We start from the raw sequence: 21,384 nt of genomic DNA, 5'->3' as shown, positions 1-21,384 counted from the left end.
GTCGCCGCCCCCTTGGGGGGGTGGAGCCGGGGCTTCGTGGAGCGCAGCTCCGCGCCGGCGGAACGGGCCGGCTGTGCAAAGCCGGCACTGCCTAGCGCAGCGCTGAAAGTGCAAGCGTGGGGGTTCATCATTTCTCCTTGCGTTCAACCTTGCGCAGCGCAACGCGCACGATGTCCGAGCCCGAGCCGGTCGCGTCCGTCAGCTCGAGCGACATCGGCGCGATCGTGTTGAGGCTCGGCATGCCGAAGTCCTTGGCGAAAGGCGTCGCCCAGTGGTCGAACTGGCCGAGGATCACCAAGGTGTCCGGGCGCACGCCCTGCGCGAGCACCGCGTCACCGTAGGTCGCGCCGATGTGCGAGCGGATCTCGACGCGGTCGCCCTCATTGATGCCGAGGCGCTTGGCAGTGCCCGCGTTGATGATCACGCCGGTGTGGCCGCGCACGTTCTGCGCGACTTCGCGCATCAGCGCGATCGAGACGTTGCCGCCGGTGTGGTACTGCATGCTCTTGGTCGCGAGCAGCCACAGCGGGAAGTCGTCCGGGTTGGCGCCGGCATTTTTGAGCTGCTCGGTCCAGCGCCCGGGCACGTCGTGCCACTCGGGCAGCGCCGTGTATTCGGAGAGCTGCGCGTCCCACCAGTGCATCTTCTGTTCGTGCAGCCGGTTGCCCAGTTCCCGGCCGATCCGCAGCAACCGCTCCTGGTACGGCATCTCGTAGCGGAGGCCCTGTTTCTCCATCGTCGGCGTGAGGTACCAGTCGAACTTCGACATCGGCACGGTGTAGAAGCCGTGCTCCTTGAACCATTCGAGGTCGTGCGTCTCGACCCCGTGCGACAGGCTCGCGGAAGACGCCTTGCAGATCGCGTCCCAGATCGCCTCGACGCCATGTTCCCGGCTCGGGTCGAGGGTATGGTCGTACTGCTCGCCTTTCAACGGCGCCCCGCCCCCGGCGCCGCGGTTGAGCGCCGTGTTGTAGCCTTCGAGCAGCCCGGTGCGCTTCGCCAGTTCCGTGCTGATCCACGTGAAGTCGCGCGCCTCGCCCTGCGGCGCGACCGCGGGCTGGCGCAGCACGACGCCGCGGTGCTCCCAGAACTGCTCGACGAACTTCGTGCCGCCGACCTTGATCATCTGCAACGACTCGAGATCGGTCGCCTCGGGCAGCAGCACGTCGGCCATCCAGTTGGTTTCATCGACCGTGTAGGCGAAGCACACCGTGAACGGGAACGTCGCGATCGTGTCGACCAGGGTCGGCGTGTCCCAGAACGAGATCGCCGGGTTCGAGCGATAGACGAACCACACGTCGGGCAGCGTCGGCACGGGCATCGACCAGTCGCTGGGCACCTCGCGCAGGTGCATCCACGCCAGTTGCGTCGGGCCCAGCGCCTGGCTCCAGGCCGAATGGCCAACGATGGGAACCAGGGTCCGATGGGCATTACGACCCGTGGGCCGGCCGATCCAGTTTGCCTTGTCGGTGGGATTCAGGTTTTGCGTCATGAAACCGTCGTCCCCCGGCTTGACGCTCGCGAGCCGATCGTCATTGGGCCGGTTCAGCCGCACCGTCGTGCCGAGCGTGCCGCCGGGGTTCTCGAGCGCGCCGACGAGGGTCGCAAGGAGCGTCCGCGCCCAGCAGCATTCGAACGCACCCCAGCCGTTGTTGACCGACTTGCCGAGCGTCACCGCGACCGGGCGCAGCGGCAAGGTCCGGCCGTCGATGTCGATCGTCGCGCCGATCGACGCGGCTTCGAGGTATTCGTTGGCGATGCGCCGGATCGTTGCGGCCGGCACGTCGCACACGCCCGCCGCCCATTCCGGGGTGTATTTCTTCATGTGCTCGACGAGCATCGTGTACGCGGTCTTGCCGTCGACCGCGCCCATCTCGCGACGCACGTCGTCGGCGTCGACGCTCACGGCACCGGCCACGGCAAAGCACCCGGCCACCGCCGGCACCACGCCCGGCGTATCGAAGGGCACGGCGCGCCCGCTCGCCTCGTCCCACAGCAGCGGCTTGGCGCTCGCCGCGTCGCGCAGGTACAGGCCATCGGGGCCGACGAGATACGGCGACGAGGTGCGATCGCGCAGGAACGGCACGTCGAGCTTGTCCAGCCCCTGTTCGCACACCAGCACGTGGATCAGCGCGAACATGAACGCCGGGTCGGTCTTCGGCCGGATCGGCACCCATTCGGCCGAGCACGCGCCGGTCACCGACAGGTGCGGCTCGACCTGCACGCGCTTGTAGCCGCGCACGCGCGCCCCCGCGTGACGCGTCACCGCGCACGGGCCGCCGGAGGCCTCGACGTTCGAGCCGATCGAGATCACGTAGTCCGCGAGCGGCGTGTCGGCCGCGACCGTGAATGCGCGATGCCAGAACTCGCCGTACAGGTGCTCGGAGTGGGTGCATTTCACCCCTTGTCCTGAACCGAAGCTGTAGTCGATCGGGCCCCACGCGGCGAGGAACGCGGGAAGGGTGCCCATGTACATGCCGGGCGTGCCGCCGTGGCCGAAGCTCGCTGCGAGCCGCGGCAGCCCGGCCTCGTCGGTCAGCCCCTTCGCGCGCGTCGCGGTGAGTTTGGCGGCGACCAGATCGAGCGCCTCGTCCCACGACACCGGCACGAAGCCGGGATCCTCGTCGCGCCCCTTCTTCGGGTTCGTGCGCTTCATCGGCTGCAGCACGCGGTGCGGGTTGTAGGTCTTTTGCACCAGCCCGTAAGCCTTCACGCACACGCGCCCGCGCGCCGGATGCACGTCCTCGGCGGCGAAATTCGGCTCGATTTCGGTCGCGACGCCGTCGACGACTTTCACCGTCATGAAGTCCGGGCCGGCGACGCAGTTGTAGCAGTAGCTCGGGACTTTGGCGACCGACTGCGGCTTGGGGGCAAGCGTCATGGTGTTCCTCACCTCAATGAATGCGTTGCGGGTGCGAATACACGCTGTGGCGCGCGCCGCGTGCAAACCCGATCAATGTGACCCCGGCCGCCTCGGCCAGGCGCACCGCCATGCCGGTCGGGGCCGACACCGCGGCGACGACCGCGATGCCGACCGAGGCGGCCTTCTGCACGATCTCGTAGCTCGCGCGGCTCGTCATCAGCACGAAGCCGTCGCCGAAGCCGTCGCCCTGCGCCGCGACCGCACCGATCAGCTTGTCGAGCGCGTTGTGCCGGCCGACGTCCTCGCGCAGCAGCTGGATATCGCCGGCAACATTGCACCACGCAGCGGCATGCACCGCGCCAGTCAATTGGAACAGGCTCTGCATATCACCGAGCTGTGACTGGGCGAGGGACAAGGCAGTGGCCGAAAGCGCGGCGGAAGCTCGGACCACGCTCGATCTGCGATCGAACCGATCCAGGCTCTCGCTGCCGCACAGGCCGCAGCCGGTGCGCCCGGCCATCGTCCGACGATGCACTCTGAGGGCAAAGGCGCGGGCGGTGGCGACATCGATCCGGATTTCGATGCCGTTGTCGCGCACCGCCACTTCGAGGTCGTAGATCTCGTCACGGCGCTCGACGATGCATTCGCTCAGGCTGAATCCGATCGCGAAGTCTTCGAGGTCCTGCGGCGTGGCCAGCATCACCGCGTGGGCGATACCGTTGTAGACGAGGGCGACAGGAACCTCCTCGGCGACGGGATCCGTTGCCGACACCGCTATTCCGTTGGTCCAGCGATCAACCCGGTAGTCGTTGTGTGCTGCTTCAATGGGTGCAGCTTCCATCATCAACATCTCCTCGCCGGGCGATTGGTGCCCAGGCCGTCGAGAAAACCCTTTCTTCAACCACCTCGCATGGTGACGCGGCAGGCCGGAATTCATTGCTGGCGAACGTTGTCATCAGCAGCATCATAGTGAATGAATGTCCGTTCATAAATAATTGCTCAATTTCCTCATAACGTCAATGTATGTTGACGAAAAATGCTATTTGAACGTGACGGCTCGCAAGCGGCGCAGTGGCATGCAATGTGGTCTGCCACAGAAGTGTTGGCCACGTGACGCCGCTAGGGATTCGATCGCGGTGAGCGAGGAGGTGCCGTGCTGGCGGTCGACCTGTCGGGGAAAGCCGGGTCCTTGCCGTCACGGGAGCGCAGCTACGGGCTCTCGCTCGTCATCGGTGCGGGCAGCAGCCGATCGCTGTATTTGCTGGGTACAATGGCTTGCACGAACGTGCGTATCCGGCCGGATGCGCGAGCGCCCGGCCCCCGGCTCGAGCTGAACGGACGCCGCCCCCCACTTGATCCATCATTGTGAAACGCCATGGAGTCGAAGAAAAAAAAGAGTTTGCGGCAACTGCTGCTGATGCGCTCCGAATGGTTCGAAGAGCGCGTTTTCAGCGGCGCCGCGACGAAGGGGTACGGTTTCGTGACGCCGGCGATGGTTCGTTTGTTTGCTCACATGGGGCGCCGGCCCGTGAGCATTCCCGAACTCGCGCGCCGCTTGTCGATTTCGAGGCAGGCGGTGCACGTGACGATCCACGAGGCGATGCGTCACGGCGTGGTCGAATTCGAGGAATGCGCGTTCGACAAGCGGATGAAGCTGGTGAAGTTCAGCGACGCCGGCCTGCGGATGCTGGCTGTCGCCGAAAGCACGATGGACAGCGTCCAGCAGGAACTCGAGGCCCGGATCGGCAAGAAGGACGTCGAGTCCTTGCGGCGCATCCTCGAGAAAACCTGGTAATTCCCCTGCCGACAGGATAAGCCGGGCGCGCCGCCGAACCGCCTTCATTGGTCGCCGGATGCTGCGCGCCGAGTGCCACGGCAGATATCCGGTGCCAGGGCCAACTCGCATCACGTTCCGAAGGACAGTACCTGAAGGTTTGTCGTCAATCGCGTTTGACAATGTTCCATGAGTGAACCATCATTCGAACGCATTCCCGGTGGTGGGCGAGGATGACTTGCCGGGGCCTGCACATTCACCGGGCGAGGCCGGCGGCGGCGACCGCAAGTTGGATCCGCGACGCCCGGGAGGGGAGATTTCGATGAATTTCGACGTGCGGATGCGTGGTGGAATGGACCCGATCGAAAACGCCAGCCGGGACGAGATCGGTGCGCTGCAGCTCGAACGCATGCGGTGGTCGCTCGGCCACGCCTACGGGAATGTCGGGCACTACCGCAGCAAGTTCGACGTGGCGGGCGTGCATCCCGCAGACATCCGGTCACTCTCCGACCTCGCGAAATTCCCGTTTACCGACAAATCCGACTTGCGTGACACCTACCCGTTCGGGATGTTCGCGGTGCCGATGCGCGACGTGGTCCGCGTGCATGCTTCAAGCGGGACGACGGGCAAGCCGACGGTCGTCGGCTACACGAGGAACGACATCGACATGTGGTCGGACGTCGTCGCCCGCTCGATACGGGCGGCCGGGGTCGGGCCCGACGACATGATGCTCAACGCGTTCGGCTACGGGCTGTTCACCGGCGGACTGGGTTTTCATCAGGGCGGCGAGCGGCTCGGCGTGACCGTCATCCCGATGTCCGGCGGGCAGACCGAGAAACAGGTCCAGCTGATCCAGGACTTCAAGCCGACGGTGATTTCCGTGACCCCGTCGTACATCCTGACGATCGCCGACGAGATGACGCGGCAGGGCATCGATCCGCGCACGACTTCGCTGAAAATCGGGCTCTTCGGCGCGGAACCCTGGAGCAGCCCGATGCGCCGCGAAATCGAGGAACGGTTCGGCATCGATGCGATAGACACGTATGGCCTCTCTGAAGTGATCGGCCCCGGCGTCGCGTGCGAGTGCATCGACACCAAGGACGGCCTGCATGTCTGGGAGGATCATTTTTACCCGGAGATCGTCGACCCCGACACCGGGGAGGTGCTACCCGACGGCGAATTCGGCGAGCTCGTACTGACTTCGCTGACGAAGGAGGCGTTGCCGATCATCCGCTACCGCACGCGCGACCTGACGCGGCTGTTGCCGGGGACGGCGCGCAGCATGCGTCGCATCGAAAAAGTGACCGGCCGCAGCGACGACATGCTGATCATCCGCGGCGTCAATGTGTTCCCGACGCAGATCGAGGAGCAATTGCTGAAGAACCCGCACCTCGCCGCCCAGTATCAGCTTCGCCTGACGCGGGAGGGGCACCTGGACCAGCTCACGATCCATGTCGAACTGCGCCACGAGATTTCCGGCACGCTGCCCCGCCGCCGCATCGAGGCGATCGAAGCCGAGGTCCGGCACGCAATCAAGTCGTGCATCGGCATCAGTACCGAAGTGCGGGTGCTCGAGTGGGGCGGCATCGAGCGCACCCTCGTCGGCAAGGCAAAGCGCGTTGTCGACCTGCGGCCAAAGGATTGAAAGACGCCGCGCGACCTGCTGCCGTGGCCACCGGGCCATCGATGCGAACCCTTCGCGGCCGTGCGCAGGTACGCGGCGCGATCCGCATTTCTGTTGCTGCTGTTTCCCTAGTCGTCCCGCTGTATCTGGTCCGGACTGTCGGTTGCCAGCCGAAGCCGGTTCATTCCACGTGTAGAAAGGAAAAACGATGAAGACTCGCAACGTGCTCACACCGCTTTTCGCATCCGTCCTGATGACGTTCGGCGCCGCCCACGCACAAGGGGACAGCGTCGTCACGCTGCGCGTGCACCACTTTCTGCCGCCGTCGTCGAATGCCCAGGTGAAACTCATCGAGCCGTGGTGCGCAAAGATCGGCACGGAATCCGCAGGCCGGCTGAAATGCCAGATCTATCCGGCGATGCAGATGGGGGGGACGCCGGCGCAACTGTTCGACCAGGCCAAGGATGGCGTCGCCGACATCGTCTGGGCAGTTCCCGGTTACCAGGCGGGGCGCTTCCTCGTGTCCGAGGTATTCGAACTGCCGTTCATGGGTATCTCGGGTGAAAAGTCGAGCCGGGCGTTGTGGGCCTATGCAACGAAAAATGCGACTGACGAATATCGTGGCATACGGCCGCTGATGTTCCACGTCATTGCCGGAATGGCGCTGCACACGACGAAGAAGCAGATCAGGACGATGGCGGATTTCGATGGCATGAAACTGCGTGCCCCGACCCGTCTTGCCACCAGAATGGTGACCGCACTCGGCGGGACGCCGGTGCCGATGCCGATGCCCCAGGTCTCGGAGAGCCTGGCCAAGGGTGTCATCGATGGTGCAATGATGCCGTGGGAAGTGGTGCCGGCGATCAAGGCGCAGGAGATCGTGAAGTATCACAGCGAGACCGACCCGACGATGCCGCTGCTGTCGACGACGACCTTCGTGCTGGCGATGAATCCGGCGAAATACGACAGCCTGCCGGCGGAACTGAAGAAGGTCATCGACGCCAACAGCGGTGCCGACGTGTCGGCGTGGGCGGGCAAGGTTTTTGACGAGGTGACGCTGACCGGGCGCCAGTCGGGCGTGGATCACAAGAACACGTTCTATATGGTGCCTGCGGACGAAGTGAAGAAATGGCAGAAGGCCTCGGACGGGGTCGCGACGGAGTGGGTCCGTGAAGTCACCGCGAAAGGCTACGATGGGCAGAGGCTCCTCGCGGAAGCCAAGACGCTTCTCGACAACTGAGCGGCCTGTCGTGCGTGCGCAAGCCGGGCAGTAAGTAGTCGCCGAACGCAGCGCAGCGGAGGCCGTTGATCCGGACGGGCAGGGAGCCAGCTCCTTGCCCGTTTTCATGCCGGTAGCCCGCCCGCGGGTTCCGTCCACCCGCGCCACACGCGGGTACCATTCCTGATGCGGTTTTTTTCGAGGCAATCCATGAGATCCATCCTGCTGACGGTGGCGGCGGCTGTTCTTCTGACCGGCGGCTGTGCCGTCTTCACTGTCGCGGACGCGGCGGTATCGGTCGTCGCGACGACGGTGAAAGTCGGCGCCAAGATCGTCGGGGCCGGCGTCGAAGCGGTGCTTCCCGACGACGACGAGAAGGACTGACACGGCGTCGCCGGGCCACGCGACGGGTCGCCCGCGCGATCGGTCGAACACGCCGTGCAAGGCCCCGGGCGACGTGGGGAAAACAGATTGCTTCGGCCAGGGGCCGGTGCTACTTTCCGATACGCAAAGTCGGCACAGGGAATCGAAACACCCGCTGCCACGACCACCCTCGGCGCCATCGAATTGCATGGCGGCCGGCGATGCTCGTAGTTTCGACAACGAGTCACAGCACGGAGGAGAACATCGATGTGGAAATCGCTTCACATTGACCCCGCCAAGTGTACCGGCTGCCTGCAGTGCGAAATGGCATGCTCGTACGAACACACCGGCGTCATCAATCCCAGCAAGTCGCGCATCAAGGTCTTCAGCTTCGAACACGAAGGGCGCAAGGTGCCCTACACCTGCACGCAGTGCACCGAAGCGTGGTGTCTGCACTCCTGTCCGGTCGATGCGATCCGGCTCGACCTGACGACCGGCGCGAAGATGGTGTTCGAAGACACCTGTGTCGGCTGCAAGGTTTGCACGATCGCCTGTCCGTTCGGCACGATCAACTACAACCAGGACACCGGCAAGGTGCAGAAGTGCGACCTGTGCGAGGGTGATCCGGCGTGCGCGAAAGCCTGCCCGACCGCCGCGATCACATACATCGATGCCGACTGGACCGGTCTGGCCCGGATGCAGGCCTGGGCGGCGAAAGCCAACACGCCGGCCTCGGCGGCTTGAGAGGAGGGGACATCATGGGATGGAATCGCAAGGTCCTGCGGGTGAACCTCGCCGAAGGCACGTGCACTGCCGAGCCGCTGAACATGCAGTGGGCCGACGAATACCTCGGATCGCGCGGGCTGGCGACGAAATATCTCGTCTCCGAGACCGATCCGAAAGTCGATCCGCTGTCGCCGGACAACAAGATGATCATGGCGACCGGCCCCTTGACCGGCACGATGGCCTCGACCGGCGGGCGCTACACGGTGGTCACGAAAGGACCGCTGACTGGCGCGATCGCCTGTTCGAACTCGGGCGGCTTCTTCGGCGCCGAGATGAAGTTCGCCGGCTGGGACATGGTGATCTTCGAAGGCCGCTCGCCGACGCCGGTGTACCTCTTCATCGAGAACGAGCGCGCCGAACTGCGCGACGCTTCCCACCTGTGGGGCAGGAGCTGCTGGGAAACCGAGGAAACAATCCGAGCGCAGCACCAGGACCCGCTGATCCGCGTGTCGTCGATCGGCCGCGCGGGCGAGAACCAGGTGATGTTCGCGTGCATCGTCAATGACCTGCACCGCGCCGCGGGGCGTTCGGGCGTCGGGGCGGTGATGGGTTCGAAGAACCTCAAGGCGGTCGCGATCCGTGGCACGAAAGGCGTCTCGGGCATCCGCGACTTCCCCGGGTTCATCAAGGCGACGAGCGAGGCGAAGAAAGTGCTCGCCGGCAACCCGGTGACGAGCGAAGGGCTGCCGAAATTCGGCACCCAGGTGCTGATGAACGTCATCAACGAGATGGGCGCGCTGCCGACGCGCAACCACCGCGACGTGCAGTTCGAGGACGCGTCGAAGATCTCCGCCGAAGCGATGCACGAGAAGCGCCCGAGCGACGGCAAGTCGCAGCTCGTGACGAACGCCGCATGCTTCGGCTGCACGATCGCGTGCGGGCGCATCTCGGCAATCGACAAGACTCACTTCACGGTAAAGAACAACCCGAAATACTGGGGCGCCTCCGGCGGGCTCGAATACGAGGCGGCGTGGGCGCTCGGTGCGGCCAACGGCGTCGGCGACCTTGAGGCGCTGCAGTACGCGAACCTGCTGTGCAACGAGCAGGGCATGGACCCGATCTCGTTCGGCGCGACGGTCGGCGCGGCGATGGAGCTGTACGAGATGGGCGTGCTGACGCAGGAGAGAATCGGCCTCGACGCGCCGTTCGGCTCGGTCGAGGCGCTCGCGAAGCTCGCCGAGATGACCGCGACCGGCGAAGGTTTCGGCAAGGAGATCGGCCTCGGTTCGAAGCGCCTGTGCGCAAAGTACGGCCACCCCGAGCTGTCGATGAGCGTCAAGGGCCAGGAATTCCCCGCCTACGACTCGCGCGGCATCCAGGGCATGGGCCTCGCGTATGCGACGTCGAACCGCGGCGCATGCCATTTGCGCGGCTACACGGTCGCCTCCGAAGTGCTGGGTGTGCCGGTCAAGACCGACCCGCACGTCATCGAGGGCAAGGCCGAGCTCGTCAAGGCGTTCCAGGACGCGACGGCGGTGTTCGATTCGGCCGGCATCTGCGTGTTCACGTCGTTCGCGTGGACGCTCGCCGACGTGCAGCCGCAGATCGCCGCGGCCTGCGACGGCGACTGGTCGATGGAGAAGCTCGCCACGGTCGGCGAGCGCATCTGGAACATGGAGCGCCAGTTCAACAACGCCGCCGGCCTGAGCGCGAAGGACGACAACCTGCCGCCGCGGCTCACGAGCGAGCCGGCGAAGACCGGGCCCGCAAAGGGCATGGTGAATCGCCTCGCCGAGATGCTGCCCGAGTACTACGGCGTGCGCGGCTGGACGCCGGAAGGCGCGCCGACGCCTGAGACGCTGTCCCGGCTGGGGCTGTCGTGACCGCCGGATGATTCGCCCCCGGGAGGCGGCGAGGTGTCCTGCACGGATCGCCCCGCCGCCACCCGCTTGCGCGGCCGCCCGTACGGGCCGCGCCTACCCGACGCGAACGAGGACCCCCGATGAAACACGTGATACTCGGCAACGGCCCGGCGGGCGTGATTGCCGCCGAAACCCTGCGCCGCGCCGCGCCGGCCGACGACATCCTGCTCGTCGGCAGCGAAGACGCGCCGCCGTATTCGCGCATGGCGATTCCCTACCTGCTCGAAGGAAACATCGACGAGTCGGGCACGTGGCTGCGCAAGTCGCCCGGCCATTTCGACCGGCTGCGCATCCATGAGCTGCGCGGCCGCGCAGTGTCGCTCGACAGCGGCGGGCACCGCATCCTGTTCGACGACGGCCACTTCGAATCCTGGGACCGGCTGCTGATCGCGACCGGCTCGCACCCGGTGCGGCCACCGATCCCCGGCGTCGATCTGCCGGAGGTGCAGACCTGCTGGACGCTCGAGGACGCGCGCGCGATCGCCCGCTTCGCCACGCCCGGCGCGCGCGTGCTGCAGCTCGGCGCGGGCTTCATCGGCTGCATCATCATGGAAGCGCTCGCCGCGCGCGGCGTCGAACTGACGGTCGTCGAAATGGGCGACCGCATGGTGCCGCGGATGATGACGCCGCAAGCTGGCGGCATGATCCGGAAATGGGTCGAGGACCAGGGCGTGCGCGTCGTGACGAACGCCGGCGTCAGCCGTATTGACCGGCGCGCGAGCAACGACGCGCCGCTCGACGTGACGCTGTCGACCGGCGAAGTCGTCGTCGCCGATCTCGTCATCGTCGCCGCCGGCGTCGCGCCGAACATCGCGTTCCTCGAATCGACGCCGGTGCATGTCGCGAAAGGCGTGCTCGTCGACGACAGGCTCGAGACCAGCGTCCCCGGCATCTTCGCCGCCGGCGACGTCGCCGAGGCGCCGGACCTCTTCAGCGGCGCGCATCTCGTTGCCGCGATCCAGCCGAACGCGGCCGACCAGGCGCGCGTCGCCGCGCTCAACATGGCCGGGCGCGAGACGCGCCTGAAAGGCGTGCTCGCGATCAACGTGCTCGACACGCTCGGCCTGATCTCGTCGTCGTTCGGGCAATGGTGGGGCGAGGAACGCGAGCGCGGCGGGGCGGGCGTCGAACACGTCGACGAAGCGGCGTACCGCTACCTGAGCCTGCAGTTCAAGGACGATGTGCTGATCGGCGCGACCTCGATCGGGCTGACCGAGCACGTCGGCGCGCTGCGCGGCCTGATCCACGGCAGGGTGCGCCTCGGCGAGTGGAAGGAGCGGCTGTTGCATTCGCCGCTGCAGTTCGTCGATGCGTACATCGCGCGCTCGCAGCAACCGATGGCGCTGGCGCGATGATCGACGCATCACGCGCGCGCTGCGGTGCGCCCGGCGGCAGGGCGGGATGAGGGTCGCGTTCAAGCTGTTCGCGTCGCTGACGGACTACCTCCCGCCCGGGCGGGACGGCAACCGCATCGAACTCGACGTCGAGGAAGGCACGACCGTCTCGGAGCTGATCACGCGTTTCCGGGTGCCCGAACGCAGCGCGCACCTCGTGCTCGTCAACGGCCACTTCGTGCCACCGGCTGCGCGCGCGACGCGCCGCCTCGGCGACGGCGACGAGCTCGCGGTGTGGCCGCCGATCGCCGGCGGTTGAGCGCGGGGCGAACGGACTTGGGACTCGCGCCGATCGCGGATGAGTTCGAGCGCGAAGTCACCGCGTCGCCGCAGCAATTCGAGCGCGAATTGCGCAAGGCCTGGCCCGCGGGCGTCGAGACGCTCGCCCCCGGGCGATTCCGCGTGCGGGAAGGTCAAACGCAGCTCGACATCGAAACCGAATCGCGCGGCATGCGCCGGCTCGGCCTGTTGGAGCTGCCGGTGGTCGTCGTGCGCTATCGCTTCGCCGGCGGCGATCCGGCGACGCGCCGCGCGTTGCTCGCCGCGCTCGATCGTGCGATGCAGCGCGGCGGCGGCTGAGCGACGCGGCTTGGCGACGGCGCTTCAGACGAGCGCGAGCGCGGCAATGACGACGAGGAGCGCGACGCCGGCGCCCGGGCTGCTCCGAAGCTGCCGCTTCCGCAACCTCGAGCCAGTCGCGCCGTCGGGGGGCATCGATGCGAACGGGCGGGCGGCCTTCACGCGTCCGCTTCCCGACGCCCTCCTTTCCGGGAGCGCCGCCGAGACATCACGCGCCAGCGCCATATCACGCTGATGCCGAAATAGGTCGTCAAGGCCGCCATCGTCGCCATCACCGTCAGGCCGACGAGCAGCGGTTTCCCGAGATCGATGACGCGCCGCCATGCGCCTGGGTTCGAATAGCCATTCAGCTGCCTGCCGGGGGTGGATTGTTGAATCGGATCCGGTCCGGGGCGGTCGTGCCGCCGGTCATGACGAAGGTCATCGCCTCTTCCATCGTCCAGTCCGTCTGCACGACGTCGACGAGGGGGACGATTTCTATATAGCCCGAAGTCGGGTTCGGCGCCGTCGGCACGTAGACCGCCGCGAGTTCCGCGCCGCTCGCCTCGTCCCGCATCACCTTCGTCACGAAGCCTATCGTCTTCATCTCGGGTGTCGGAAAGCTGATCAGGACGACGCGCTGACCCTTGACCGGCGGCTTCTGCAGGGTTTGCAGGAAGCGCTTCGTGCCGCCGTAGATCGTCTGCACGAGCGGCAGGCGCGCGAGCATCGCTTCGGCGGCGTCGAGCAGTTTGCGTCCGAGCACGAGCGAGGCCATCACGCCGATCGCATACAGGCTCGCGAGCGTCAGCAGCACTGCGACGAGTTTCTGGAAGTCGGAGTCGAGGAGCCACGCCGCGAGGGTGTCCGACATCGGCTCGACGAGCCGCGCCGACGCCCGCAGCAGTGGCGTCCCCATCGCGGCGAGGATGCCGAGGAGGAAGTCGAACACGAGCCAGGTGACCCACAGCGGCGCGACGGTGAAGAAACCGATCAGCACGCGCCGGCCGAAATGACGGCTCGCGCGCCCCGGCTGCGGAAAAGCCGAATCCTCCGTGGTCATTGCGTCGCGCCAGGCGCGGTCGGGTCGCCCCCGGACTGCGGCATCAGTCTGATCGCGGCCGCCGCGCGGCGGTGACTGTCGATCGTTGTCGAGTGAATCTGCCCTGTCCTCCCCACTTTGCGTGCCGCCCGAGCGGCGCCCCGGACACTACGCGTGCCGCCGACGGCCGGTGCGGTTCGTCGTTGCGAGCTTCGATATTGTATTGCCGCCCGCGTTCCGATTGCTTTACGAAGGAAGATATTCGTCGCGGTCCCTCGTCGCGGTCCCACAAGAAAGGGCCGGACGCTGTCGAAACGCCGCCGTTCCGCTATCCTCCCGCCGATGTCCCTGTTCGCCGCCACCTTCTCCGAAGCATTTTCGCTGCTCGCCACGTTCGACGACCGAATTGCGGAGATCGTCGTGCTGTCGCTGCGCGTCAGTGGCAGCGCGGTGCTGATCGGCCTGCTGCTCGGGTTGCCGCTGGGAGCGTGCCTCGCGATTGGCAATTTCCCCGGCAAGCACACGCTGTCGGTGCTGATGAACGGGCTGATGGGGGCGCCGTCGGTCGTCGTCGGCGTCGTCGTCTATCTGCTGCTGTCGCGGTCGGGCCCGCTCGGCGATTATGGCCTCCTGTATACGCCGGCCGCGATGGTGTTCGCGCAAAGCCTGCTGGTCATCCCGCTGATGGCGGCGATCACGCGCCAGGTCATCGAGGACGCCTGGCAGCGCTATGCCGAGGAGCTGCGGGTGATGCGGTTCTCGTGGTGGCAGAGCGTCACGACGCTGCTGTACGACTGCCGCCACTCGCTGGTCGTCGCGGTGCTGGCGGGGCTGGGACGGGCGATGAGCGAAGTCGGCGCGGTGATGATCGTCGGCGGCAACATCGACCGCGCGACGCGGGTGATGACGACGACGATCGCGCTCGAGACGAGTAAGGGCGACCTGCCGCTCGCGATCGCGCTCGGCGTCGTGCTGGTCGTCGTGATCCTGGCGCTCAACGCGTTCGCGTTCGCGATGCGCGGCTGGGCGATGCGGCGGTACGGATGAGCGCAATGTTTCCGCTGCGGATCCGCGACCTGCGTTTCCAGCCGAACGGCCGGGCAGTGCTCGACGGCGTCGATCTGGAACTCGCCGGCGATGGCATCACGCTGGTGCTCGGGCCGAACGGCGCGGGAAAAAGCGTGCTGCTGCGCACGCTGTGCGGCCTGATCGAGCCGAGTGGCGGGACGATCGACTGGGGCGGGACGGTGCCGCCGAAGTTCGGCGTGACGATGGTATTCCAGCACCCGATGATGCTGCGCGCATCGGTGCTCGAAAACGTCGCGCTCGCGCTGAAGCCGCATGGCATCGGGCGCGGCGAACGCCATCGCCGCGCCGCGGCGGTGCTCGCGCGCGTCGGGCTCGGGGGGCGCGAGGCCGACAGCGCGCGCTATCTGTCGGGCGGCGAGAAGCAGCGACTCGCGCTCGCCCGCGCGTGGGTCACCGCGCCGCGCCTGCTGCTGCTCGACGAACCGACTGCGAGCCTCGACCCATCGGCGACGGCCGAAGTCGAGCGCATCGTGCGCGAGATCCGCACCGACGGTACCCGCATCCTGATGGTGACCCACAATCTCGGCCAGGCGACGCGCCTCGGCGACGATGTCGTGTTCATGAGCGCCGGGCGGGTGCGCGAGCACGCGCCGGTGCGGCGATTCTTTGCGAAGCCGGCGTCCCAGGAGGCGCGCCTGTTCATCCAGGGCGAATTGCCGTGGCGGATGAATTTCTGAACTGCGCGGCGCGGCAGGGGCGTTCCCTCGCGGGTGCGGTCGCTCAGGCGCTGACGCGCGGCACTGCGCGGGTCCAGTATGGCGTCGGCCCGAGCCGCTCCGCAAGGTAATCGACCAGCACGCGCACACGATGCGGTACGTAGCGGCTGCCGGGGAAGACTGCATAGATCTGCAGCTCGGTGGCCGAATACTCCGCCAGCACTTCCTCGAGCAGGCCCGCCTGCACCGCTTGCGCGCTGATGAAAGTCGGCTGGTTGGTGATGCCGAGGCCGCGGATCGCCGCTTCGAGCAGCGCGTCGCCGTTGTTCATCTGCAGGCGTCCCTTGATCGGAACCGTGCGGTATTCGCCGTCGATGCGGAAACTCCAGCCGGATGACGGCGCGAGCGTGTAGCTCAGGCAGTGGTGCCCGAGCAGCTCGTCCGGGTGCTGCGGGCGACCGTGGCGGTCGAGGTACGCAGGCGCGGCGACGACGGTGAGTTCGCTGGTGCTCAGGCGGCGGATGACGAGCGTCGGGTCGATCTGCTGCGAGATGCGCACCGTGAAGTCCAGCCCGCCTTCGATGAGGTTGACGCGCTGGTCGGTGAATTCGAGGTCGACAGTGACTTCGGGGTAGGTCGTGATGAAGTCGGAGATCAGTGGCACGAGGTGGCGGATGCCGAAGCTCATCGGCACGCTGATGCGGATCGGCCCGCGCGGCGCGCGCTTCTCGCCGGCGAGATCGCCTTCGGCCGCCTCGACCATCGCCAGGATTTCGCGGCATTTTTCCAGGTACGCCGCGCCGGACGACGTGAGGCTCAGGCGCCGGGTGCTGCGGGCGAGGAGCTTCGTGCCGAGGTGCGCTTCGAGCCCCGCGATCTGCCGCGTGATTGCCGAGCGTGCGACGTTGAGGTGATCCGCGACGGCGGTGAAACTGCCCGCCTCGGCAACCCGAACGAAGACTTCCATTGCCTGCAGACGGTCCATTGTTTTTCTGATCGCAACAAAGAATTTGAAAATAGCGCCTGTTTCGATACTAATCAATCGCCTAAAGTATGCCGCTTGAAACTCACGACATGAGAGGAGGGCAGGGTGATTCTGGTGACGGGGGCGAGCGGGCAGTTGGGGCGGCGTATCGTCCAGTGGCTCTCGGTCCGGCTTCCCGAAGGGGGCGCCGGACAACTCGCCGTCAGCGTGCGGGACCCGGAACGCGTCGCCGACTTTGCGGCGCGCGGCATCGAGGTGCGGCACGGGAATTTCGACCGCCGTGAAACCCTGTCTGCAGCGTTTGCCGGCGTCGAGCGCCTGGTGCTGGTGTCGACCGACGGGCCGGAGGATGTGGGCATCGCCCGCCATCGCAACGCCATCGAAGCCGCCATGGCGGCCGGGGTGCGGCGCGTCTGCTACACGAGCTTCCTCGACGCGGACGCGAAATCGCCGTCGGCCTTCGCCCGGGTGCATGCCGCGGCCGAAGCCGACCTGGCCGCATCCGGCCTCGCCTGCACCGTGCTGCGCAACGGCCTTTATGGCGATTTCCTGCCGATGAAATTTGCCGCCGCGTTGCGGACCGGTGTGCTGCGGCTCCCGGCGGGGGACGGCAAGGTGAGCTACTTGTCACGCAACGAACTGGCCGAGGCGATCGCCGCAGCGGCCGTCGCGCCGCGGCTGGAGAAGCAGACGTATGAACTGACCGGGCAGACCGCCCATGATTACCGCGACCTCGTCGCCCGAGTCGCTGCCGCGGTCGGCAAGACGCTGCGCTACGAAGCGGTGCCCACGGGGGCCGCTGTCGAGGCGTTCGAAGCCGGGGACGTGCCGGCGGCGACTGCCCGTACGCTCGCGACGCTGTACGTCTCGATCGCCGGGAACCGCCTTGCCCGCACGACCACTGACTTCGCCGCACTCGTCGGCCACCCGCCGAAATCGGTCGATTGCCTCGTCGCCGAATTCTTTCGCGCGCCCCGCCCGTAGGCGCGCACCGCATAGCACGCAAAAGGAAAAAACCCGATGCCCCCCCGACCCCATTACACCGTACCCGCCCGATGGGCCCACTGGCTGATGGCCGCGCTGATGCTCGCGGCGTTCCCGCTCGGCGTCTATATGCACGACCTGCCTCTGTCGCCCTTCAAGCTGCAGCTCATTTCGTATCACAAGTGGCTCGGCGTGGCGGTGCTGCTGCTGATCCTGCCGCGCCTCGTCGTGCGCCTCGCGCACACGCCGCCCGCGCCCTTGCCGGCGCCCACGTGGCAGCAGAAAACCGCCCGCGCGACGCACCTGCTGCTGTATGCGCTGATGATCGCGGTGCCGGTGACGGGCTGGCTGATGAGTTCGGCGAAAGGTTTTCCGGTCGTTTTCCTTGGCGTGCTGCCGTTGCCCGATCTCGTCGGCAAGAACAAGGAACTGGGCGAGCTGTTCGTGGCGGCCCACGAATTCCTCAACTACGTGCTGCTGGCGCTGGTCGGGCTGCACATCGCCGCCGCGCTCAAGCACCATTTCATCGACCGGGACAGAACCCTGTGCCGCATGCTGCCGGTACTCGAACGGGTCCGCTAAGGAAAATCAAAATGAACGCATCAATGTCATTCAACGCCGCACTGCTCGCCGTCGCGCTGCCGCTCGCCACCGGCGCAGCCCTTGCCGCCGGTCCGGACCCGGTGTTCAGCCAGGTCCAGGCGGACAAGAGCCGGGTCGATTTCGTCTTCAAGCAGATGAACGTGCCGATCGAAGGGCATTTCGGCAAGGTCAGGACGGACCTCGTGTTCGATGCCGCGGCGCCGGCAAAGTCGAGCGTCCGGCTCGAACTCGACCTCGCGAGCATCGACGCCGGTTCGTCCGAAGCCAACTCCGAAGTGCTCGGCAAGCCGTGGTTCAACGTCAAGGACAACCCGACCGCGACCTTCGTGTCCACCGCGGTCAGGCCGCTCGGCGGCAACCGTTATGAAGTCGTCGGTAATCTCAGCCTGAAAGGCAGGACGCAGCTGCTGACGGCCCCTGTCACCGTCACCCGGCAGGGCGATACGGCAACGTTCGACGGCGGATTCACGCTCAAGCGCCTCGAATTCGCCATCGGCGACGGCATGTGGGCCGACACGTCGGTCGTCGCCAATGACGTCGATGTCCGTTTCCATGCGGTCGCCCGCAGCGCCGGCGTGAAGTAACGCCGTAGGCGCCCCGTCTTTCTTACCTACTCAACGCAAAAAAGGAAATCAACGATGAACAAGCTCGTCCGTCTCGCCGTCGCCACCACGTTCGCCGCCGCTGTCGCCGCCCCGGCGCTGGCCGCTCCCGAAACCTTCAGCATCGATAATTCCCACACGTTCCCGCGCTTCGAGTACAGCCACTTCAGCTACTCGACGCAGCAGAGTCGCTTCAACAAGACCTCCGGCACGATCGTGCTGGACCGCGCCGCGAAGACCGGTTCGGTCGAGGTGACGATCGATGCGAAGTCGGTCGACACTGGTTCCGAGCTTTTCGACGCCCATATCCAGGCCGAGAAGTTCTTCCACACCGAGAAATACCCGACGATCACGTTCAAGTCGACCGGCGTAAAATTCGACGGCGACAAGCTCGCGTCGGTCGATGGCGACCTGACGATCAAGGGCGTGACGAAGCCGGTGACGCTCGCGGTCAGCTCGTTCCACTGCATGCCGCATCCGATGCTGAAAAAGCTCGGCTGCGGCGCGAACGCGACGACGATGATCAAGCGCTCGGAATTCGGCGCCGGTGCCAACGCGCCGTATGTCAGCGATGAAGTGAAGCTGGTGATTGCGGTCGAAGCAGTGCAGAACTAGCTGAATTTATTGGAGAAACTTGTGCATCTGAATTCTGGAGCCTCGTGCTCGCCTGCGCTGCCGGGGCAATCGGCAGCCGCTGCAGGGGCACCGCCGTCGTGAGCGGCAACGCATCGATCGTCTGGAGCGAGGACGGGGAGGTGCGCTCGGCGCGGTGGCGTTCGGAGAGCGCCGCGCCGGTGCCGAAACGCGTCGTCGTCGCCGACGACCGCATGAGCGCCGACGCGGCGTACCGGCTCGCGTGCGAGGGGACCGCGATCTTGTGGCGCGGGGACTTCCAGAATGCGCGCCAACTGCTGCAGGCGATGGCGCGCCGCACCGAGCGCCGCGGCGGGCGGCCGGGCAAGCCGGGCAAGGCCGCCGCCGGGGCCGAGGTGTCCGCGACCGACGCGTTCCATCTGCATCGCCAGGCCCAGGCGCAGCGGGCGCGCACGCTCGGCATGCTGCTGCTGCCGTTCGATGCCGACTACGCCATTCCGCTGCGCCGTGCACCCGACGTCCGGCAGGCGTGTGCCGAAGCCTACGGGCCGCCGGGCGAGCCTTTCGTCGCGTCGCTGCGCGAGCTGCTCGGCCTGATCGGCGCCCACGAATGGCGCAAGAAAGGTGTGTCGATTGCGGCGCTCGGCGAGCGTATCCACCCGCATTACGGCGTGTTTTCGCCGCTGCGCGGGGAATACGTCGCGCTGGTCGCGCAGGCGCCGCTGCCGGCGGGCGCCGAAGCACTCGCCTTCGACATCGGCACCGGCAGCGGCGTGCTCGCGGCGGTGCTCGCGCGCCGCGGGGTCGGCCGTGTCGTCGCGACCGACCAGGACCCGCGCGCCCTCGCGTGCGCCGCGGAGAATCTCGCCCGGCTCGGCCTCGCCGCGCAGGTCGAGGTCGTCCACGCCGATCTCTTTCCCGAAGGCCGCGCGCCGCTCGTCGTCTGCAACCCGCCGTGGGTGCCGGCGCGGCCGAGCTCGCCCGTCGAGCACGCCGTGTACGATCCCGACAGCCGCATGTTGCGCGGCTTCCTCGGCGGGCTCTCCGGGCATCTGGCCCCGGGCGGGGAGGGCTGGCTGATCCTGTCGGATTTCGCCGAGCATCTCGGGCTGCGCTCGCGGGCCGAACTGTTGGCGCTGATCGACGAAGCGGGGCTGAAAGTCGTCGCACGCCTCGACGCCCGCCCGCAGCATCCGCGCGCCGCTGACGCGTCCGATGCGCTGCACCGGGCGCGCGCAGCGGAAGTGACATCGCTGTGGCGACTCGCAGCGCGTTGACGCCCGGCGATTGATTTCCGCCGGGGGCAGGCCCGTCGGGCACGTTTCGCGCCTGTCCGCTGTCCGGTTTCTCTCCCAGCCGGAATGCCGTTCCTGATCGCGTGGCCGTTGGGGGGCGCCTCCCGGGAACACGGATTGCCGCGTCAACGGGCGACTATGGACTCCACCCGACCGATGATGTCATCGGTCGTCCGGGTCCGGTCGAAGATCATCCAACGACGAGGAGCGACGAGATGAACTGGGATCGTATCGAAGGCAACTGGAAGCAGTTCAAGGGTAACGTCAAGCAGCAGTGGGGCAAGCTCACCGACGATCAGCTCGATGTGATCGCGGGCAGGCGCGACGAACTGGCCGGCCGCATCCAGGAGTCCTACGGGATATCGAAGGACGAGGCGGAGAAGCAGATCGCCGACTGGGAAGTCCGGCAAAAGGATTGATGCCCCTCCCGCCGCTCACGGCGCGGGCGATCGGTGTGTCCGTGGTGGCGGAGCAAAAAAAAAGGCCCCTCGCGGGGCCTGGTTGTGGCGTCTTCGGCAATCGTCTAGGCGGATTTCTTTCCATACGGGCGCGCTTCAGTTGCTTGCGAGGCTGCTTCGGTCGCCGCTGTGAGGTTGTCAGCGGTCAGCGACGAAAACCGGCGCATGCCGGTGTTGAAGGCTTCGAAGGCGGAATTCCAGTCACCGAACGGGCTGCTGCGGCCCGCGAACTGCGGAATCATCGTATTGACGGCTTCCTGCTGGGTCTTGGCGAGGATGTCGCAGGCCTTGCGTGTGTAATTCTGGGCGTTTTCCAGCAGCGGCTGGAAGACCCTCAACTGGACGTCCTGAGGATTCTTCGCACGAGCCATTTCCTGCATGGCCGATGTGCCGATTTCCATGGCTTCGTGCATGGTGCTCATGTTCAATTCTGCCAAGCGCTGGGCGCTGCTCAGATAAAGGGTCGAAATCGTCTGGACCGCCTGAACGACGTTGGCGCCGATTGCGTCATGCTCGTGCTTCGTGGGCATCGTGTAATCCCTCCGGATTCTCGTTGTCGGACGTCGGAGCCTTGCCGACTTCTTCTTGCGTCACCGTTTGTCGCCCCGTGGAGTACGTGGCGGCGAAGAGACT

Annotated in this window: 23 protein-coding genes; 17 read left to right on the top strand and 6 right to left on the bottom strand. The window is 66.6% G+C overall.

Annotated features, from left to right (window positions below; all coding sequences use genetic code 11):
* Positions 1-127: 127 nt before the first annotated feature.
* Positions 128-2,881, bottom strand: a complete 2,754-nt coding sequence (locus tag pbN1_RS02825) for a molybdopterin-dependent oxidoreductase (protein WP_210147641.1) — start codon at positions 2,879-2,881, stop codon at positions 128-130.
* 13 nt (positions 2,882-2,894) lie between these two features.
* Positions 2,895-3,707, bottom strand: coding sequence for a formate dehydrogenase accessory sulfurtransferase FdhD (gene fdhD, locus pbN1_RS02820; RefSeq protein ID WP_169203757.1), 813 nt, complete (start codon positions 3,705-3,707; stop codon positions 2,895-2,897).
* 531 nt (positions 3,708-4,238) lie between these two features.
* On the opposite strand from fdhD, the gene pbN1_RS02815 reads away from it, so the two are divergent.
* The 9 genes from pbN1_RS02815 (at position 4,239) to pbN1_RS02775 (ending at position 12,464) form a co-directional block, all read left to right on the top strand.
* Positions 4,239-4,658, top strand: a complete 420-nt coding sequence (locus pbN1_RS02815) for a MarR family winged helix-turn-helix transcriptional regulator (protein ID WP_169203756.1) — start codon at positions 4,239-4,241, stop codon at positions 4,656-4,658.
* Between the two features lie 301 nt (positions 4,659-4,959).
* On the top strand, positions 4,960-6,282 hold the full coding sequence (gene paaK / locus pbN1_RS02810; protein ID WP_169203755.1) for a phenylacetate--CoA ligase PaaK: 1,323 nt from the start codon (positions 4,960-4,962) through the stop codon (positions 6,280-6,282).
* A 187-nt stretch (positions 6,283-6,469) separates the two neighbouring features.
* Entirely contained in the window at positions 6,470-7,501 is a 1,032-nt protein-coding gene (locus pbN1_RS02805; RefSeq protein ID WP_169203754.1) for a TRAP transporter substrate-binding protein, read from the top strand.
* A 189-nt stretch (positions 7,502-7,690) separates the two neighbouring features.
* Positions 7,691-7,864 (top strand): NF038104 family lipoprotein, encoded by a 174-nt coding sequence (locus pbN1_RS02800; RefSeq protein ID WP_169203753.1) that lies wholly within the window; start codon positions 7,691-7,693, stop codon positions 7,862-7,864.
* Between the two features lie 246 nt (positions 7,865-8,110).
* Entirely contained in the window at positions 8,111-8,587 is a 477-nt protein-coding gene (locus pbN1_RS02795; RefSeq protein WP_011238651.1) for a 4Fe-4S dicluster domain-containing protein, read from the top strand.
* Positions 8,588-8,601: 14 nt separating this feature from the next.
* On the top strand, positions 8,602-10,452 hold the full coding sequence (locus pbN1_RS02790) for an aldehyde ferredoxin oxidoreductase family protein (protein ID WP_169203752.1): 1,851 nt from the start codon (positions 8,602-8,604) through the stop codon (positions 10,450-10,452).
* A 119-nt stretch (positions 10,453-10,571) separates the two neighbouring features.
* Positions 10,572-11,846: an NAD(P)/FAD-dependent oxidoreductase gene (locus pbN1_RS02785; RefSeq protein WP_169203751.1), complete on the top strand. Its 1,275-nt coding sequence runs from the start codon at positions 10,572-10,574 to the stop codon at positions 11,844-11,846.
* Positions 11,847-11,892: 46 nt separating this feature from the next.
* On the top strand, positions 11,893-12,144 hold the full coding sequence (thiS, locus tag pbN1_RS02780) for a sulfur carrier protein ThiS (RefSeq protein WP_169203750.1): 252 nt from the start codon (positions 11,893-11,895) through the stop codon (positions 12,142-12,144).
* Between the two features lie 17 nt (positions 12,145-12,161).
* A complete protein-coding gene (locus tag pbN1_RS02775; RefSeq protein ID WP_169203749.1) occupies positions 12,162-12,464 on the top strand; it encodes a hypothetical protein in 303 nt (100 codons plus the stop codon).
* A 158-nt stretch (positions 12,465-12,622) separates the two neighbouring features.
* Here pbN1_RS02775 and pbN1_RS21095 read toward each other — a convergent pair whose 3' ends face one another.
* Complete coding sequence (locus pbN1_RS21095; RefSeq protein ID WP_425305762.1) at positions 12,623-12,814, bottom strand: DUF2062 domain-containing protein; 192 nt, start codon at positions 12,812-12,814, stop codon at positions 12,623-12,625.
* Positions 12,811-13,506: a DUF502 domain-containing protein gene (locus pbN1_RS02765; RefSeq protein ID WP_169203748.1), complete on the bottom strand. Its 696-nt coding sequence runs from the start codon at positions 13,504-13,506 to the stop codon at positions 12,811-12,813. Before pbN1_RS02765 ends, pbN1_RS21095 begins: the two co-directional genes overlap by 4 nt.
* Before the next feature lie 321 nt (positions 13,507-13,827).
* Here pbN1_RS02765 and pbN1_RS02760 point away from each other — a divergent pair, with 321 nt between their 5' ends.
* Positions 13,828-14,532: an ABC transporter permease gene (locus pbN1_RS02760; RefSeq protein ID WP_169203747.1), complete on the top strand. Its 705-nt coding sequence runs from the start codon at positions 13,828-13,830 to the stop codon at positions 14,530-14,532.
* A gap of 5 nt (positions 14,533-14,537) precedes the next feature.
* Positions 14,538-15,251 carry an ABC transporter ATP-binding protein gene (locus tag pbN1_RS02755; protein WP_210147727.1) on the top strand — a complete coding sequence of 238 codons (714 nt, stop codon included), beginning with the start codon at positions 14,538-14,540 and terminating at the stop codon, positions 15,249-15,251.
* A 43-nt stretch (positions 15,252-15,294) separates the two neighbouring features.
* Here pbN1_RS02755 and pbN1_RS02750 read toward each other — a convergent pair whose 3' ends face one another.
* Complete coding sequence (locus pbN1_RS02750; protein WP_244857139.1) at positions 15,295-16,197, bottom strand: LysR family transcriptional regulator; 903 nt, start codon at positions 16,195-16,197, stop codon at positions 15,295-15,297.
* Between the two features lie 123 nt (positions 16,198-16,320).
* Here pbN1_RS02750 and pbN1_RS02745 point away from each other — a divergent pair, with 123 nt between their 5' ends.
* From pbN1_RS02745 to pbN1_RS02720, 6 genes are all read left to right on the top strand, one after another.
* Positions 16,321-17,199 carry an NmrA family NAD(P)-binding protein gene (locus pbN1_RS02745; RefSeq protein ID WP_169203744.1) on the top strand — a complete coding sequence of 293 codons (879 nt, stop codon included), beginning with the start codon at positions 16,321-16,323 and terminating at the stop codon, positions 17,197-17,199.
* A 36-nt stretch (positions 17,200-17,235) separates the two neighbouring features.
* Positions 17,236-17,781, top strand: a complete 546-nt coding sequence (locus pbN1_RS02740; RefSeq protein WP_169203743.1) for a cytochrome b — start codon at positions 17,236-17,238, stop codon at positions 17,779-17,781.
* A gap of 11 nt (positions 17,782-17,792) precedes the next feature.
* Positions 17,793-18,386: a YceI family protein gene (locus pbN1_RS02735; RefSeq protein WP_169203742.1), complete on the top strand. Its 594-nt coding sequence runs from the start codon at positions 17,793-17,795 to the stop codon at positions 18,384-18,386.
* A gap of 54 nt (positions 18,387-18,440) precedes the next feature.
* Entirely contained in the window at positions 18,441-19,019 is a 579-nt protein-coding gene (locus pbN1_RS02730; protein ID WP_169203741.1) for a YceI family protein, read from the top strand.
* Between the two features lie 98 nt (positions 19,020-19,117).
* Positions 19,118-20,275 (top strand): methyltransferase, encoded by a 1,158-nt coding sequence (locus pbN1_RS02725; protein WP_169203740.1) that lies wholly within the window; start codon positions 19,118-19,120, stop codon positions 20,273-20,275.
* Positions 20,276-20,508: 233 nt separating this feature from the next.
* A complete protein-coding gene (locus pbN1_RS02720; RefSeq protein WP_169203739.1) occupies positions 20,509-20,712 on the top strand; it encodes a CsbD family protein in 204 nt (67 codons plus the stop codon).
* A gap of 104 nt (positions 20,713-20,816) precedes the next feature.
* Here pbN1_RS02720 and pbN1_RS02715 read toward each other — a convergent pair whose 3' ends face one another.
* A complete protein-coding gene (locus pbN1_RS02715) occupies positions 20,817-21,281 on the bottom strand; it encodes a phasin family protein (RefSeq protein ID WP_169203738.1) in 465 nt (154 codons plus the stop codon).
* Positions 21,282-21,384: the final 103 nt, after the last annotated feature.

Source organism: Aromatoleum bremense, from assembly GCF_017894365.1.
Lineage (GTDB): Bacteria > Pseudomonadota > Gammaproteobacteria > Burkholderiales > Rhodocyclaceae > Aromatoleum > Aromatoleum bremense.
The sequence above is the reverse complement of the archived record's forward strand: the minus strand, read 5'-3'. Positions and strand labels throughout refer to the sequence as shown.

Bases quoted from the DNA above. Each gene is read 5' to 3' on its own strand.
- fdhD (WP_169203757.1), bottom strand. From the start codon at position 3,707: ATGATGGAAGCTGCACCCATTGAAGCAGCACACAACGACTACCGGGTT.
- pbN1_RS02750 (WP_244857139.1), bottom strand. From the start codon at position 16,197: ATGGAAGTCTTCGTTCGGGTTGCCGAGGCGGGCAGTTTCACCGCCGTC.
- pbN1_RS02805 (WP_169203754.1), top strand. From the start codon at position 6,470: ATGAAGACTCGCAACGTGCTCACACCGCTTTTCGCATCCGTCCTGATG.
- pbN1_RS02720 (WP_169203739.1), top strand. From the start codon at position 20,509: ATGAACTGGGATCGTATCGAAGGCAACTGGAAGCAGTTCAAGGGTAAC.
- pbN1_RS02740 (WP_169203743.1), top strand. From the start codon at position 17,236: ATGCCCCCCCGACCCCATTACACCGTACCCGCCCGATGGGCCCACTGG.
- pbN1_RS02730 (WP_169203741.1), top strand. From the start codon at position 18,441: ATGAACAAGCTCGTCCGTCTCGCCGTCGCCACCACGTTCGCCGCCGCT.
- thiS (WP_169203750.1), top strand. From the start codon at position 11,893: ATGAGGGTCGCGTTCAAGCTGTTCGCGTCGCTGACGGACTACCTCCCG.
- pbN1_RS02760 (WP_169203747.1), top strand. From the start codon at position 13,828: ATGTCCCTGTTCGCCGCCACCTTCTCCGAAGCATTTTCGCTGCTCGCC.
- pbN1_RS02795 (WP_011238651.1), top strand. From the start codon at position 8,111: ATGTGGAAATCGCTTCACATTGACCCCGCCAAGTGTACCGGCTGCCTG.
- pbN1_RS02815 (WP_169203756.1), top strand. From the start codon at position 4,239: ATGGAGTCGAAGAAAAAAAAGAGTTTGCGGCAACTGCTGCTGATGCGC.
- pbN1_RS02755 (WP_210147727.1), top strand. From the start codon at position 14,538: ATGTTTCCGCTGCGGATCCGCGACCTGCGTTTCCAGCCGAACGGCCGG.
- pbN1_RS02790 (WP_169203752.1), top strand. From the start codon at position 8,602: ATGGGATGGAATCGCAAGGTCCTGCGGGTGAACCTCGCCGAAGGCACG.
- paaK (WP_169203755.1), top strand. From the start codon at position 4,960: ATGAATTTCGACGTGCGGATGCGTGGTGGAATGGACCCGATCGAAAAC.
- pbN1_RS02735 (WP_169203742.1), top strand. From the start codon at position 17,793: ATGAACGCATCAATGTCATTCAACGCCGCACTGCTCGCCGTCGCGCTG.
- pbN1_RS02800 (WP_169203753.1), top strand. From the start codon at position 7,691: ATGAGATCCATCCTGCTGACGGTGGCGGCGGCTGTTCTTCTGACCGGC.
- pbN1_RS02785 (WP_169203751.1), top strand. From the start codon at position 10,572: ATGAAACACGTGATACTCGGCAACGGCCCGGCGGGCGTGATTGCCGCC.
- pbN1_RS02715 (WP_169203738.1), bottom strand. From the start codon at position 21,281: ATGCCCACGAAGCACGAGCATGACGCAATCGGCGCCAACGTCGTTCAG.
- pbN1_RS02825 (WP_210147641.1), bottom strand. From the start codon at position 2,881: ATGACGCTTGCCCCCAAGCCGCAGTCGGTCGCCAAAGTCCCGAGCTAC.
- pbN1_RS02765 (WP_169203748.1), bottom strand. From the start codon at position 13,506: ATGACCACGGAGGATTCGGCTTTTCCGCAGCCGGGGCGCGCGAGCCGT.